The organism is Xanthomonas sacchari (assembly GCF_024266585.1).
GTDB lineage: Bacteria > Pseudomonadota > Gammaproteobacteria > Xanthomonadales > Xanthomonadaceae > Xanthomonas_A > Xanthomonas_A sacchari_C.
This window is the reverse complement of record NZ_CP100647.1, coordinates 1,547,528-1,563,207: the sequence shown is the minus strand read 5'-3', so window position 1 is coordinate 1,563,207 and position 15,680 is coordinate 1,547,528. Positions and strand designations below refer to the sequence as shown.

General features: G+C 71.5%; 10 protein-coding genes. 3 read left to right on the top strand and 7 right to left on the bottom strand.

What is annotated here, in order from left to right:
* Positions 1-164: 164 nt before the first annotated feature.
* Positions 165-1,007, bottom strand: a complete 843-nt coding sequence (locus NKJ47_RS06350; protein WP_343237527.1) for a TrmH family RNA methyltransferase — start codon at positions 1,005-1,007, stop codon at positions 165-167.
* 483 nt (positions 1,008-1,490) lie between these two features.
* Between NKJ47_RS06350 and NKJ47_RS06345 the strand changes: the two genes are divergently transcribed.
* On the top strand, positions 1,491-2,549 hold the full coding sequence (locus NKJ47_RS06345) for a hypothetical protein (RefSeq protein WP_254460661.1): 1,059 nt from the start codon (positions 1,491-1,493) through the stop codon (positions 2,547-2,549).
* Between the two features lie 42 nt (positions 2,550-2,591).
* Here the strand turns inward: NKJ47_RS06345 and NKJ47_RS06340 are convergent, their stop codons facing one another.
* Positions 2,592-3,149 carry a GNAT family N-acetyltransferase gene (locus NKJ47_RS06340; RefSeq protein WP_254460660.1) on the bottom strand — a complete coding sequence of 186 codons (558 nt, stop codon included), beginning with the start codon at positions 3,147-3,149 and terminating at the stop codon, positions 2,592-2,594.
* Positions 3,150-3,302: 153 nt separating this feature from the next.
* Between NKJ47_RS06340 and NKJ47_RS06335 the strand changes: the two genes are divergently transcribed.
* Complete coding sequence (locus NKJ47_RS06335; RefSeq protein ID WP_254460659.1) at positions 3,303-4,046, top strand: polysaccharide deacetylase family protein; 744 nt, start codon at positions 3,303-3,305, stop codon at positions 4,044-4,046.
* Positions 4,043-5,164: a glycosyltransferase family 4 protein gene (locus NKJ47_RS06330; protein WP_254460658.1), complete on the top strand. Its 1,122-nt coding sequence runs from the start codon at positions 4,043-4,045 to the stop codon at positions 5,162-5,164. Before NKJ47_RS06335 ends, NKJ47_RS06330 begins: the two co-directional genes overlap by 4 nt.
* A 24-nt stretch (positions 5,165-5,188) precedes the next feature.
* Here NKJ47_RS06330 and NKJ47_RS06325 read toward each other — a convergent pair whose 3' ends face one another.
* The 5 genes from NKJ47_RS06325 to cysD all read right to left on the bottom strand — a co-directional run bounded on the left by NKJ47_RS06325 (position 5,189) and on the right by cysD (position 15,505).
* A complete protein-coding gene (locus NKJ47_RS06325; RefSeq protein ID WP_254460657.1) occupies positions 5,189-8,314 on the bottom strand; it encodes an efflux RND transporter permease subunit in 3,126 nt (1,041 codons plus the stop codon).
* A complete protein-coding gene (locus tag NKJ47_RS06320) occupies positions 8,311-9,405 on the bottom strand; it encodes an efflux RND transporter periplasmic adaptor subunit (protein ID WP_254460656.1) in 1,095 nt (364 codons plus the stop codon). Before NKJ47_RS06320 ends, NKJ47_RS06325 begins: the two co-directional genes overlap by 4 nt.
* Before the next feature lie 291 nt (positions 9,406-9,696).
* Positions 9,697-12,375 carry a M1 family metallopeptidase gene (locus tag NKJ47_RS06315; protein WP_254460655.1) on the bottom strand — a complete coding sequence of 893 codons (2,679 nt, stop codon included), beginning with the start codon at positions 12,373-12,375 and terminating at the stop codon, positions 9,697-9,699.
* Positions 12,376-12,602: 227 nt separating this feature from the next.
* Positions 12,603-14,597, bottom strand: a complete 1,995-nt coding sequence (gene cysN / locus NKJ47_RS06310; RefSeq protein WP_254460654.1) for a sulfate adenylyltransferase subunit CysN — start codon at positions 14,595-14,597, stop codon at positions 12,603-12,605.
* On the bottom strand, positions 14,597-15,505 hold the full coding sequence (gene cysD, locus NKJ47_RS06305; RefSeq protein WP_254460653.1) for a sulfate adenylyltransferase subunit CysD: 909 nt from the start codon (positions 15,503-15,505) through the stop codon (positions 14,597-14,599). The genes cysN and cysD overlap by 1 nt, the downstream gene beginning before the upstream one ends.
* Positions 15,506-15,680 lie beyond the last annotated feature (175 nt).

The window sequence follows — 15,680 nt, the reverse complement described above, 5'->3', positions numbered from 1 at the left end:
GAACTGCACAGTCGTGCTGGTGCGCATCGCACGAGGCGCGGCCTCGTGGCGATGCGCCTGCGGGACGCTACGCCGCCAACGCGCGCCCCGCAAACCCGAAACCGGCCGCCGCGCACACTCTCGCGTAGCCAAATGCAGCCCGCCCTCAGTCCGTGACGCCGTGCTCAGCGCACCGCGTGCGCGTGCGGATGCCGGCTGCGCCAGGTTCCCAGCAACACCGCCGTGGCGGCGGCGACGTTGAGGCTTTCCACCGCCCCGCTGCCCGGGATCGACAGGCGCAGGTCGCAGGCCTGCGCGAAGCCGCGGTCCATGCCGTCGCTCTCGGCGCCCATCACGTAGACCAGGCGTTGCGGCAGCGCGGCGGCGAACAGATCGTCGCCGCCGGCCACCAGCGTCGCCGCCAGGGCGAAGCCGGCCGCGCGCAGTTGCGCCTGCGCCTGCGCCGCGGGCGGCAGCCGCACCAGCGGCACCGCCTCGGCGCCGCCCTCGGCCACGCGCGCGGCGGCGCCGGACAGCGCCAGCGCGGCCTGCTCCGGCAGCAGGATCGCGCCCACGCCGAAATGCGCCGCCGAGCGCAGGATCGCGCCGAGGTTGTGCGGGTTGCCCACGCCATCCAGCCACAGCGCCACCGCCGGCCCCGGCGCCAGCGTCTGCAGCCAGTCGGCCAAGGCCAGCGGCGCGGCGCGCAGCACGTCGGCGACCACGCCTTCGTGGTGGCTGCTGGCGGCGAGCTTGTGCAGGTCGGCCTCGTCCACGACGCGGTAGCCGACCCGATTGGCCACGCACCACTTCAGCAGCGGCTGCAGCGCCGGGATCCGCGCCTCGCTCAGGTACAGCTTGCGGATCGCCTCCGGCCGCCGCGCGTATACCGCGCGCACCGCGTTGAGGCCGTACAGGCGCAGTTCGTTGCGGGTGCCGGCCGCCGCCGCCCCCTCACCTCCGGCTCCTCTCGCGGGCGGAGCGGGGGGACGGCCCCCGCGCGGGCGGTTGCCCCACGGCGAGGTCATGGGCGCACGCCCGCGGCGCAGGCGCGCCACGCCGCAGCGGCGCAGCAGGAACGAAGGGCACAACGCATGGGAATCTCCTGGAAACACGCGGGGGCGCGCGCCAGGGACGGCGCGCTGCGGGGATTTTCGCTCATCCGCGCGCCGACGGCTGCCCCGGCGTGACGCACCCCGGTGACGCGACTTGTCTACACCGCGCAACGCAAGGCGCGAACTGCATTCCGACCGAAACCGTGAAGATTTTCGCACTTGCCGCGCACCATGCGGAATTCGCGGTGTCGGATGCGCAAATCCGACAAGCGCGGCCTGCGCATCCGGTCCATCGTCGCGGCTTCTTCCGCCACCAAACAGGTGCCCATCGACCCGCCATCACCGTGCCACGCGCTTCGCAGACGGGACACCTGCGATGGCCTGCGCCGGCGCAACGCGCAGCGCTCCGCGGCGTCCCGAGAACGCACTTCGCATTCTCACGACAAGGCGATTCCCATGCACTCCGACCTCCATCCGTTTTCCTCGTCCGCGCGCCGCCTGGGTGCCGCGCTGCTGCTGGTGCTGCCCCTGCTGGGCCTGGGCGCCAGCGCCCTGGCGCAGACCGCCGCGCCCGACGCCCGCCTGGCCCGGGTCGGCGCCCTGAACGCCGCGCACAAGCCCGCCAATGTCCCCGACGACTACGTGCAGACGCCCTTCGGCTATTTCGCGCCGACCTGCGTGCGCCAAGTCCATCGCAACGAACGCGTGCTCGCCGACGGCCGCCTGCAGCGTGCCGATGGCGTACGCGAAGCGGCGCAGACCTGCGCCCAGGACAACTTCCTGCCCAACGGCACCCGGGTGCACCCTGACGGACACGGCCTGGATGGGCGGCCTATCCGCGCTGGCGCCGCGCTGCGGGCATCGGGCGCGCGCGGCGCGGTGCCGCCGCCGATCACCTACGCCTGGGTACAGTCGGCCATCGACGTGACCGGCAACAAGATGGGCCGCATCGTCGCGCGCTGGACGGTGCCGCACAACCCGACCAACGTGGCGCAGCAGACGGTGTACTTCTTCCCGGGGTTGCAGAGCGACGATCCGACGATCCTGCAACCGGTGCTGGGCTACCGCGGCTACAACAACAGCTGGGACCTGAGCAGCTGGAACTGCTGCCAGGACGGCATGGTGTGGCACAGCGATTTCATTGCGGCCAGCGCCGGCGACCAGATCGTGGGCGACACCTACGCGACCTGCAACAACGGCCAGCCCTGCACGAACTGGAACGTGGACACGCGCAACCTCACCACCGGCCAGAGCGTGCGGCTGAGCACCACCTACGACATCGATTCGACCAGGCACCTGGTGGTGGGCGGCGCGCTGGAAGTCTATGCGGTGGACAGCTGCGACCAGTATCCGCCCGATGGCCGCATCACCTTCGACGCGATCGGCGTGTACGACTACCGCATGCAGCGGGTGACGTCGCCGGCGTGGCAGTCCTACAGCGAGAGCTCCGGCCTGGATGTGCAATGCAACTACGCGGTGGACACCACCGCGACCTCGGCCACCATTTCGTACTGACGCCGTGGCCCCCGCGCGTCGCTCCCAGGGGCGACGCGCGGCTCAGGCCGCCGGCCAGGTCCGCGCGAACCATCGCAGGTCGCGCGCCTGTCCATCGCGCACCGCCAGCTCGCGGCGCGTGCCGATCTCGGCAAACCCGTTCTTCTGCAGCACCCGCGCCGAGCCGTGATTGTCCGGCAGCGTCAACGCCTCGATCCGCTGCAAGCCTAGGGCCGGCGCCGCCCAGTCCAGGTAGGCGGCAACGATGCGGGTCATCCGCCCCTGCCCCCAGTGCGCACTGCCGAGCCAGTAGCCGAGCTCGGCCAGTTCCGGCGCCGGTTGCGCCGCGGCATGCAAGCCGATCCCACCGCAGGCCTCGCCGCCGATTTCAATCGCCAGCACCGGATTGTTCAGATCGATCACCTGCCCGCCCAGGAAGGCCTCGCCGTCGGCACGTGTGTACGGATGCGGGAAGCGTCGGCTCACCCAGCGTGCCACCTGGGCATCGTCGGCGTGACAAACCAGCGCGTCCAGGTCGCTGGCACGCCAGCGCCGCAGCACGATGCCATCCAGATGCAGTTGCAGGTCGCGCCAGGGGTCGGCAGCGGCGGTCTCGGACATCGGCGGCTCCTGTGCTGGCGGGGGCGCCCAGCATAGCCGCCGGCGGCGCGCGATCGTCTACGGCTGAGGGTTTTCCCTGACAGACCAGCGAAAGCCAGCACCGCTAGACTCCCGCGCCGCACGTCGCCCATCCGTCCCAAGAGCCGTTCCCCGATGCCCTCCGACACCGCCGCCACGGCCCGCATTCCGATCTTCATGTACCACAACGTGGCCGAGGCGCCGCGCCACCTGCAGGTGTACCGCAGCCTGTACGTCAGCCCGGGCCGCTTCGCCCGGCAGATGCGCCTGCTGCAGCGGCTGGGCTACCGCGGCGTGTCCATGTCCGACGCCATGCCGTACCTGCGCGGCGAGCGCCAGGGCAAGGTCGCGGTGGTCACCCTGGACGACGGCTACCTGGACAACCTGCACGCGGCGCTGCCGGTGCTGCAGCGGCTGGGCTTCACCGCCACGGTGTACATGGTCAGCGGCTGCATCGGCCGCCACAACGTGTGGGATGCGCAGAAGCTGGGCATCGAAAAGCCGCTGATGAACCTCGCCGAGCTGCGCCAGTGGCGCGCCGGCGGCATGGAGATTGGCGCGCACACCCGCTCGCACCCGCACCTGACCGGCTGCAGCGATGCGGCCCTGCGCGAGGAGATCGGCGGCTGCAAGCGCGAACTGGAGGACCTGCTCGGCGAGGCGGTGCCGCAGTTCTGCTACCCCTACGGCGACGTCGACGACCGCGTCGCCGACGCGGTGCGCGAGGCCGGCTACACCGCCGCCACCAGCACCCGCCGCGGCCGTGCCCCCGCCGGCTCGGACCCGATGCGCTACCCGCGCATCCAGGTCGCGCGCCACCACCTGCTGCCGCAGTTCGCGCTGCGCGCCTTCACCGCCTACGAGGACCGGCGCGGATGAAATTCCTATTCGTCGGGACCAATCCCGAAAACACCGGCGCGGCCACGCATTTCGTGGCCCTGGCGCAGGCCCTGGCCGGCGTCGGCCACCAGGTCGACGTGATCGCCTGCGAAGGCGGCCTGATCGCCGACGAGCTGCGCCGCAGCGGCATCCGCGTGCACGTCGGGCACTTCCGCAACGTGCTGGATCCGGCCGGCTACGGGCCGTTGCTGCGGATGGCGCGGCACAACCGGCCGGACTGGCTGGTCGGCAACTTCGGCAAGGAATACTGGCCGCTGCTGCTGGCCGGGCGCGCCCTGGGCATCCCCGTCACGCTGTTCCGCCACCGCACCCCGGCGATGAGCGCACTGTCCGGCTATGCCATCCCGCGGCTGGCGGCGCGCTTCTTCGCGGTGTCGCACTACGCGCGGCAGGCCTACCTGGAGCGCGGCGTGCCCGAGGCGCTGGTGCAGGTGCTGTACAACCCGGTGACCATGGAACGGCTGCGCCCGGATCCGGAACGCGGCCGCGCCATCCGCGCCGCGCAGGGCTTGCCCGAGGATGCGATCGTGCTCGGCTACAGCGGGCGCATGCATGCCGGCAAGGGCATCTTCCCGTTGCTGGAAGCCGCGGGCGCGGCGATGGCGCAGGAGCCGCGGCTGCACTGCCTGTGGCTGGGCGACGGCCCGGACGCGGCGCAGTTGCAGGCGCAGGCGCAGGCCCAGCCGCATGGCGAACGCCACCGCTTCGTCGGCTGGGTCAACGACACCACCCCGTACTACAACGCGATGTCGATGCTGGCGTTCCCGTCGCTGGCGCCGGAAACCTTCGGCCGGGTCTCGGTGGAAGCGCAGGCCAGCGCGGTGCCGGTGCTGGCCAGCCACGTCGGCGGTACCGCGGAGACGCTGGACCCCGGCGTCAGCGGCGAACTGCTCACGCCCGGCGACGTGGACAGCTGGCGCGACGCGATCCTGCGCCTGTGCGACAGCGAACGGCGCCAGCGCATGGGTCAGGCCGGGCGCGAGTTCGTGGAGCGCCATTTCGGCGGCGCGGTGATCGCCGCGCAGTTCGTGCACCTGCTGCAGCAGCCGCGCTGCGCGCCGCGGCCGCTGGCCTCGTCGCGCACCGACCCGGCCTGAGCGAGCCGGCGTGCGCGGCCCCGCTCAGGCGTGGCCGCCGACCGACGGGGTCTGCGCTTCCAGTTGCTGCAGGCGCTGCTGCACCGCATCCGGCGAGCGCGTGTACGGCGCCAGCAGCGCGTAGAACGCCGGCACCACGAACAGCGACAGCAGCGTGGACACCGACACGCCGAAGATCACCACGATGCCGATGGTGGCGCGGCTGGCCGAACCGGGACCGCCGGCGACCACCAGCGGGATCGCGCCGACCACGGTGGCCAGCGAGGTCATCAGGATCGGCCGCAGCCGCACCGCCGAGGCTTCGACGATGGCATCGCGCACGCTGCGCCCGGCGTCGCGCAACTGGTTGGCGAACTCGACGATCAGGATGCCGTTCTTGGCCGCCAGCCCGACCAGCATCACGATGCCGATCTGGCTGAACAGGTTGAGCGTGCCGCCGCTGATCGCCAGGCCGATCAGTGCGCCCAGCACCCCCAGCGGCACGGTCAGCATGATCACCAGCGGGTGGATGAAGCTCTCGAACTGCGCCGCCAGCACCAGGTACACGATCAGCAGCGCCAGGGCGAAGGTCAGCAGCACCGCGCCGCCGGCCTGCTGGTACTCGCGCGATTCGCCCTTCCAGTCGAGCTGCGCGTAGTCGGGCAGTTCCTCGCGCGCCACCTGCTGCGCCCACGCGATCGCCTCGCCCAGCGGATAGCCCGGGGCCAGGCCGGCATTGATGGTGATCGCGCGCAGGCGGTTGAAGCGGTGCAGGTTGCCGGGCTCGGCGACCTCGCGCAGGCTCACCAGATTGGACAGCGGGATCAGCTGGCCGCTGTCGGCGCGCACCCGGATCGCCGCCAGGTCGGCCGGATCGGCGCGGCCGTCGCGGCTGGCCTGCAGCATCACGTCGTATTCCTCGCCGTTGTCGACGAAGGTGGTGACCTGGCGCGCGCCCATCAGCGTTTCCAGCGCACGGCCGATCTCGGTCACCGGCACGCCGAGGTCGGCCGCGCGCTGGCGGTCGATCTCCACGCGCATCTGCGGCCGGGTTTCCTTGTAGTCCGAGTCGGCGCCGACCAGGCCGGGATTGTCGGCGATGCGCGCCAGCAGGCGGTCGCGCCATTGCGCGATCTCGGCGTAGTCGGGGCCGCCGAGCACGATCTGGAACGGCTGCCCGCGGCCGTTGACCAGGCCGCCGCCGACCTGGGTGCGCGCACGCACGCCAGGCAAGGCGCGCAGTTCGTCCTGCAGCGTCGCGGCGACGTCGGCGGTGGCCACGTCGCGCTCGCTCCAGTCGCGCAGGAACACGCTGACCCGGCCGGTGTGCATCTCCTCGCTGGCGCCGAAGCTGCCGGGCACGCGCGGATTGGCCCGCGCGATCGGCTGGCCGTCGCCGCGGTAGCGGTCGAGGATGGCCTCGACCTGGTGCATCTGCCCCACCGTGTAGTCGAAGCCGGCGCCTTCCGGCGCATCGATCATCACCTGGAACGAGCCGCGGTCCTCGGCCGGCGCCAGTTCCGACGGGATGATCCGCGCCAGCAGCGCACTGGCCGCCAGCGCCGCCAGCATCAGCGCGCCGAACAGCCAGGCGCGGCCGACGTGGCGCTCGAGCACGCGCCGGTAGCGCGCACTGAGCCCCTGCAGCCGCGCCTCGACCCAGCCATGCACGCGGTTGGGCTGCTCGCGCGCATGCGCCTTGAGCAGCTTGGACGACATCATCGGGGTCAGGGTCAGCGCGACGAAGGCGGAGATCGCCACCGCCGCGGCCAGCGCCACCGCCAGCTCGCGGAACAGGCGCCCGGTGTTGCCTTCGAGGAAGCCGACCGGCAGGAACACCGCCACCAGCACCGCGGTGGTGGCGATCACCGCGAAGGCGACCTGTGCGGTGCCGCGCCGCGCCGCCACCAGCGCCGGTTCGCCGAGGTCGACGCGGCGCTGGATGTTCTCCACCACCACGATCGCATCGTCCACCACCAGGCCGATGCACAGCACCAGGGCCAGCAGGGTCAGCAGATTGATCGAGAAGCCGAAGGCATACAGGGCGATGAACGCGGCCACCAGGCACACCGGCACCGTCACTGCCGGGATCAACGCCGCGCGCACGCTGCCCAGGAACAGCCAGATCACCACCAGCACCAGCACCACCGCCTCGATCAGGGTGTGGTAGACCCGCTCCACCGAGGCATCGATGAACACGGTGGAATCGAAGGCGACGAAGATCTGCGTGCCCTTGGGCAGGGTCTGCTGGATCTGCTGCGCGGCCGCGCGCGCGGCGCGGGCCACGTCCAGGCTGTTGGCGGTGGAGGTCTTGACGATGCCCAGGCCGACGTTGGGCACGCCGTTGCTGCGGAAGTAGGCGCGGCGCTCGGCCGAGGCCAGTTCCACCTTGGCCACGTCGCCCAGCCGCACCACGTAGCCGTCGCGGCCCTTGCCCAGCGGGATCGCGGCGAAATCCGCCGGCGCGCGATAGCTGCGCTCCACCCGCAGGGTGAAGTCGCGGTCGGTCGACTCCAGGCGGCCAGCCGGCAGTTCGACGTTCTCGCGGGCCAGGGCGTTCTCCACGTCGGTCACGGTGAGGTCGCGCGCGGCCAGCTGGTCGCGGTCCAGCCAGATCCGCATCGCGTAGCGCTGGCGCCCGCCCAGGCGCACCTGGGCGACGCCGTCGATGCTGGACAGGCGATCCACCACATAGCGTTCGGCGTAGTCGGACAGCTGCAGCGCGTCCATCGTGCTGGAGCTCATGTTGAGCCACAGGATGGCGTCGGCATCGGCCTCGACCTTGGCGATCTCCGGCGCGTCGGCCTTGTCGGGCAGGCGGTCGAGCACGCGGCTGACCGCGTCGCGCACGTCGTTGGCGGCGGCCTCGATGTCGCGGGTGGCACGAAACTCGATGCTGATGTCGGCCACGCCGTTGGAACTGCGCGCCTGGATCGTCTCGATGCCTTCGATGCCGGCCAGCGCATCCTCCAGCACCTGGGTGATGCGGCTTTCCACCACCGCTGCCGAGGCGCCGGGGTAGCGCACCTCCACCGACACGATCGGCGGGTCGATCGCCGGCAGTTCGCGCAGGGTCAGCCGGCTGTACGCCATCACCCCCAGCACCACCAGCAACAGGCTCATCACCGCGGCGAACACCGGCCGGGTGATGGAGACGTCGGACAGCTTCATCGCGCCAGGTCCGCCGCGGCGCGGCCGTTGCGCGCGCCGCCGCCGGCGCTGACACCGGCATCGACCACCGCCACGCCGGGACGCAGCTTGCCGGTGCCCTCGACCACGATGCGCTGGCCGGGCTGCAGCCCCTCGACGATCTCGACCAGGCCGTCGCGGCGCGCGCCGGTGCGCACGTCGGCGCGGGCCACGGTGGCGTCGGCGCCGACGCGGTAGACGAAGGCGTCGCGTCCCACCTGCACCACCGCGATCTCGGGGATCACCAGCGCCTGCCGCGCCGGCCGGTACAGGCGCACGTCCATCAGCATGCCTGGGCGCAGCGCGCGGTCGGCGTTGTCGAAGGCGGCGCGCACGGTGACCGCGCGGGTGGCGCTGTCCACGCGCGCGTCCACGGTGGTCACCTTGCCGTCGAAGGCGCGCCCCGGATAGGCCACGCTGCGGCCACCGACCGCAGCGCCCGCCTGCACCGTCGACAGCGCCGCCTCCGGCACCTGGAAATCCACGTAGACCTGGGCGATGTCGTCGAGCGTGGCGATGGTGGCGTCCGGCGTCAGCAGCGCGCCGGGGCTGACCTGGCGCAGGCCGAGCACGCCGGCGAACGGCGCGCGCACGCTGCGGTCGCCGATCTCCGCGCGCATCTGCAGCACCCGCGCCTGCGCGGCGTCGCGCAGGGCGCGTTGCGTGTCCAGCTGCGCGCGTGACACCAGTTGCCGCCCGACCAGCTCGCTCTGCCGCCGATACAGCTGCTCGGCCTCGGTGTAGGTGGCCTCGGCCGCGCGCAACGCCGCCTGCTGGCCCTGCCCGCGCAGCGTCACCAGCGGCGCGCCGGCCGCCACTTCCTGGCCGCTGTCGAAATGCACACGCTCGACGATCTCGCTGACCTTGGCGGTCAGCGTCACCGACTCGCGGGCCTTGACCGTGCCCAGCGAAGACAGGCTGTCGTTCCACTCGCGGGGCTGCACCGTCTGCAGCGTCACCGGAATCGCGGCACTGGCCGTGGCCGGCGCCGGCGGCTTGTCGCAGCCGGCAAGCACGATCGAGGACAACAAGAGGCACACCAGGCGGACGCCGGCGCGTGGTCGGTGCGGCATGGAGATCCCGGACGCGTGGAGTTCGATGCAGTCTAACGGCCCGGCGTGACGGCCGTTGACACGCCACGACCATGACCGACGACCCTTGCCGGCCGGCGCGGATGCCGCCGTCTGCGATGCGGCACACGCGCGGCGCCGTGGCTGCGCGTGTTCAGGCCAGTGCGCAGCGGCAGCGGCCGTCGCCCTGGTCGGCCAGGCCGCAGGCGCGCGTCGAGACCGGCGCCGGCGGCCTGCGCGCGTCTCGCCGGCATGGCAAGCACAGCGTCGCCGGTGCCGGCGCCGCCGTCGCGCTCAGCGCGGCGGGAACGCGGCGCTTTGCCGGGCTTTCAGCGCACTGCACAGGCGAATCGTTTCGGCGGTCTGCGCCAGGCCGCGGTCGGCGCCGCTGAGCGCCTGCAGGCGCGGCGTGAAGAACGCCTCCAGCCGATCGGCTTCAGCCGGGTCGCAGCCGCCGGAGGCCCCCAGCGCCGGCAAGCGGCCGCCGTCGAAGGACCCGGAGCGCGCCACGATGCGATCGAAGTGGGCGGTATACCAGGGCCACATCGAGGCATGCGTGGCCGGCTCGGCATGCGCGCCCATCAGCAGGCGGTTCATCTCGCCGACCTTGATCGCATCGGTCAGGGCGAAATCGCGCACCTTCTGCAACTGCTGCGGATCGCGCACGGCGCCGAGTGCGGCGATCATCGCGTTGCGCTGCGCCGGCTCGCCATGGCGGCGCAGCGCCGCGATCAGCGCCTCCACCGCCGGCGCACCGCGCTCCTGCACCGCCACGGTCAGCGCCGCGCCGAGCAGATCCGGGTTGGCGGCGGCGAACGCCAGCGCGCCGTCCTTGCCGGCCAGCACCGCATCGCCCTGGGCCAGCAAGGCCTGGCGCACCGCCGGCACGCCCATGGTCACCCCGAGCAGCTCGGCCAGGCTGGAGCGCAACGCCACGTCGTCGTCGCTGTCGCCGGCACGGCGTTGATCGCCCAGCGCCTGCAGGCGCGCGCCGAACGCGGCCTCGGTGGCCTGGCGCAGCATCGCGCGCTGCGCGTCGTCGCGCGCCAGCACCCGCCAGATCCAGCCGATGCGCTCGTTCAGCGCGGTGGCCACCGCCGTGGCCTTGGCCGGCGCCAGCTGTTGCATCGCCGCGATCACCTCGGCGGTGTCGGCCTCGCCGGTGCGGAAGGCGCTGTCGATCGCGTCCGCGTAGGCCAGTTTCTCCGCATCGTCGAGCGCATCGAGGTGGCGGCCGAGTGCGGCCAACTGCGGCTTGGGCAGGCTGAAGCGGTAGTAGCCGGTGCCGCCGGCGTTGGGCATCACCCAGCTGTCGGCATCGGCGCCGGCGAGCGCGAGGCGGCCGTCGCTGGCGGACAGCATCTGGCAGGCGCGGCGCACGCCCTGGCGCGTGCCGTACTTGACGCATACCGGCACACCCCAGGTCTGCGCGGCGTTGCCGCGCGAGCCCAGCGGCAGGAAGCGCTGCTGATGCAGTTGCAGCACCGCAGCGCCCGCTTCCGGCTGCAAGCGTGCCTGCAGGGAGGGCACGCCCGGCTGATCGAGGAAGCTGCGGAACGCGGCCTTGAAGTCCTCGCCCTTGCCGGCCGCGCTGGCGATGGCATCGACCAGGTCGTCGGCGGTGGCGTTGCCGAAACGGTGCGCGCGGATGTAGGTGCGCATGCCGCGGCGGAAGGTGTCCTCGCCGACGAACTGCTCGAACATGCCCAGCACCGCGGCGCCCTTGCGATAGGTGATGCTGTCGAAAGCGGTCTCGATGTCGCCGTTGCCGGTGATCGGCTGGCGGATCTTGCGCGCGCTGACCAGGCTGTCGTTGTCCATCGCGTCCTGCGCGGCACGGATGCGGTCCAGGTCGGCGCGGTACTGCGGACGCAGGCGCATGGTGATCTTCTGCTGCATCCAGGTGGCGAAGGCCTCGTTGAGCCACAGGTCGTCCCACCAGGCCATGGTCACCGTGTCGCCGGTCCACTGGTGCGCCAGTTCGTGCGCGGTGACGTTGAACGAGCCTTCGACGTTGTGCCGCGGCGACGCGTCGTCGAGCAACAACAGCCAGTCGCGGAAGGTGACCAAGCCGGGGTTCTCCATCGCGCCGGCGGAGAAGTCCGGCGCGGCCACCAGGTCCAGCTTGTCGAACGGATAGCCGAAGTCGTAGTAGTCCTCCAGCGCGGCGATGATCGCCGGCGTCTGCTGCAGCGCGCGCTGGATGCGCGGCCCCTGCCCGTGCGCGGCCACGCCGCACAGCGGGATCGACTGCGGGCGCTGCGGCGTGGCCGGCAACGCCGGCCCGTCGACCACGTCCCACGGCCCGACCGCATAGGCCACCAGGTAGGTCGGCAGCGGCACGGTCTCGGCAAAGCGCACGGTCTTCCAGCCCTTGCCGGCCGGTTCGGTCGACACGGCACGGGTATTGGCCAGCGCCTGCTCGCCCTCGGGCACGGTCAGGCGCAGCGCGAATGGGGTCTTCAGCGCCGGCTCGTCGAAGCCGGGAAAGGCGTAGCGCGCGCTGATCGGCTCCATCTGCGTCAGCGCATAGGCGCGCCCCTGCGCCTTGACCTGGTACAGGCCCTGCAACTGCTGGTTGAACGGCGCCGTGTAGGCGATGGTCAGGGTCAGCTCCTGCGGCTGCAGGGTGCGCCCGAACGCGATGCGGGCCACGCCGGCCTGCGCGTCGGCCTGGGTGTAGCGCACCGGGAAAGAGGCACCCTCGGCGGTGCGCACGGTGGCCTTGCTCACCTGCAATTCCTTGCCGTGCAACCACAGATGGTCGGACGCGCGCTGCAGGCGCACGCGCACGGTGGCGGTGCCATCGAAGCCGCTGCGCTCCGGGTCGATCTTCAGGTCCAGCGCATAGTGTTCGGGAACCGCCCAGCCCGGCAGGCGCCCGGTCGGCACCGCATCGGGCGCCTGCGCGCAGGCCGCGCCGCAGCACAGCGCGAGAACGGAGAACAGCATGCGACGGGACAGAACTGGCATGAAGGAGCCTTCGCCGGTGAGGAGGGCGACGACTTAAGCATGCGCGGCAGCGACTGTCACGTGACGACGCCAGCAGGCCCGCGAGTTCTCGTAGCAGCGGCTTCAGCCGCGACCGGGCTGCACCGGGAATGCCCGGTCGCGGCTGACGCCGCTCCTACGGTAGCTGTGCGGTGGCGCGGCGAGGCGATCGACAGCGGCCGCGGCAGTTGCACCGCCGCGATCCTGTCTCAGTCCTGCAGCCCCAGCGCCGCCAGCACCTGCGCGGCCAGCGCTTCGACGTTGTCGCCGTCGGCCTGCAGGTGCAGCTCCGGCCGCTCCGGCGCCTCGTACGGCGAATCGATGCCGGTGAAGTTCGGAATCAGGCCGGCGCGGGCCTTGGCGTACAGGCCCTTGACGTCGCGCGCCTCGGCCACCGGCAGCGGCACGTCGACGAACACCTCGAGGAATTCGCCCTCGCCGAAGCGCTCGCGCGCCAGTTGCCGCTCGGCGCGGAACGGCGAGATGAAGCTGACCAGCACGATCAGGCCGGCGTCGGTCATCAACTTGGCCACTTCGGCGACGCGGCGGATGTTCTCGACCCGGTCCTCGGCGGTGAAGCCCAGGTCGCGGTTGAGGCCATGGCGGACGTTGTCGCCGTCGAGGATGAAAGTGTGGTAGCCCAGCGCGTGCAGGCGCTTGTCGACCAGGTTGGCGATGGTCGACTTGCCGGCGCCGGACAGGCCGGTGAACCACAGCACCTTCGGCGTCTGTCCCTTGATCCGCGCGCGTGCGGCCTTGTCCACGTCCAGGTGCTGCCAGTGCACGTTGCCGGCGCGGCGCAGCGCGAAATCCAGGGTGCCGGCGGCGACGGTGGCGTTGCTGTGGCGGTCGATCAGGATGAAGCCGCCGAGCGTGCGGTCCTGCGCGTACGGGGCGAAGGCGATCGGCTGGTCCAGCGCCAGGTTGCAGTAGCCGACCTCGTTGAGTTCCAGCCGCTTGGCCGCCAGCCGCTCCTGCGTGTTGACGTCGATGCGGTGCTTGATCTCGGTGACGCTGGCGGCCACGGTGCGCGCGCCGATCTTCAGCCAGTACGGGCGGCCGGGCAGCAGCGCGGCATCGTCCATCCACAGCACGTGCGCGGCGAACTGGTCGGCCACTTCCGGCGGATCGCCGGCGGCAGCGATCACGTCGCCGCGGCTGATGTCGATTTCCTCGGTCAGGGTCAGCGTCACCGCCTGTCCGGCCACCGCCCGCGGCACCGGCGTGGCGCCGACCAGCACCTGCGCGACCTGCGCGCGCCGCGCCGACGGCAGCACCACCACCGCATCGCCGGGCTGCACCGCGCCGGCGGCCACGGTGCCGGCGAAGCCGCGGAACTGCGCGTGCGGGCGGTTGACCCACTGCACCGGCAGGCGCAGGCCGCTGTCGCCGCCGCGCGCGTCCAGCTGCACCTCCTCCAGATGTTCGAGCAGCGCCGGACCGGCATACCAGGGCGTGCGCGCCGAGCGCTGCGACAGGTTGTCGCCCTCCAGCGCCGACAGCGGGATGCACTGCACGTTCGCGATGCCCAGCTGCGCGGCGAGCGCGCGGTACTCGGCGACGATCGCCTCGAACGTGTCCTGCGCGAAGTCGACCAGGTCCATCTTGTTGACCGCCAGCACCACGTGGCGGATGCCCAACAGCGCGACGATGTAGCTGTGCCGGCGGGTCTGGGTGAGCACGCCCTTGGCGGCATCGACCAGCACCACCGCCACGTCGGCGGTGGAGGCGCCGGTGGCCATGTTGCGGGTGTACTGCGCATGCCCGGGGCAGTCAGCGACGATGAACTTGCGCCGGTCGGTATCGAAGTAGCGGTAGGCCACGTCGATGGTGATGCCCTGCTCGCGCTCGGCGGCCAGGCCATCCAGCAGCAACGCATAGTCGATCGCACCGCCGCGGGTGCCGTGGCGCTTGCTGTCGGCGCCGAGCGCGGCCAGTTGGTCGTCGAACAGCCGCTTGCTGTCGTACAGCAAGCGCCCGATCAGCGTGCTCTTGCCGTCGTCGACGCTGCCGCAGGTGATGAAGCGCAGCAGCGGCTTGTGTTCGTGTTGCTGCAGGTAGGCGGCGACGGCGTCGCCGCCTGCGGGAATGGGGACTGGGGAATCGGGAATGGAAACAGCGGTCTCCTGCGACGCGTCCAGTGGCTGCGATGCTTGCTTTGGCACTTGCGATTCCCGATTCCCGACTCTCGAATCCCGGCCCATCAGAAATACCCCTCCACCTTCTTCTGCTCCATCGACGCGCCCGGGTCCTGGTCGATGATCCGGCCCTGGCGTTCGGAGGTGGTGGCCTGCAGCATCTCGGCGATGATCGTCTCCAGGGTGTCGGCCTGCGATTCGATCGCGCCTGTCAGCGGGTAGCAGCCGAGGGTGCGGAAGCGCACGCGCCGCAGTTGCGGGGTTTCGCCGGGACGCAGCGGCAGGCGCGCGTCGTCGACCATGATCAGCGCGCCGTCGCGCTCCACCACCGGGCGTTCGGCGGCGAAGTACAGCGGCACCACCGGAATCGCCTCGCGGTAGATGTACAGCCAGATGTCCAGCTCGGTCCAGTTGGATAGCGGGAACACGCGCACGCTCTCGCCGGGATGGATCCGCGGGTTGTACAGGTTCCACAACTCCGGACGCTGCTGTTTCGGATCCCAGCGGTGGTGCGCGTTGCGGAACGAGAACACCCGCTCCTTGGCCCGCGCCTTCTCCTCGTCGCGGCGCGCGCCGCCGATGGCCGCATCGAACTTCCACAGGTCCAGCGCCTGTTTCAGCGCCTGGGTCTTCATCACGTCGGTATGCACGCTGGCGCCGTGGCTGAACGGGCCGACGTCCTGGGCGACACCATCGGGATTGATGTGCACGCGCAGCTCCACCCCGGTCTCGGCGGCGCGGCGATCGCGGAAGGCGATCATCTCGCGGAACTTCCAGCGCGTATCCACGTGCAGCAGCGGGATCGGCGGCGGCGCCGGCGCGAACGCCTTGAGCAGCAGGTGCAGCAGCACCGAGCTGTCCTTGCCCACCGAATACAGCAGCACCGGGTTGCGGAACTCGGCGGCGACCTCGCGCAGGATGTGGATGCTCTCGGCCTCGAGGCGGTCGAGGTGGGACAGGGGGGACGAACTCATCGAGACGGCGGCAGGCGGTAGGAGATCGGACCGAAGCGTAACAGCGGTCGCGGCGATCGGGGCGGCAGTGTGCGCGGCGTCTACCGGCCACAGAAATAAGCCCAGGGCATGAGCCGATAACCCCTGTTCCTTTCTGTGGCGCCCAACGAATCCCTAACATCGGTCATCCCTTCCT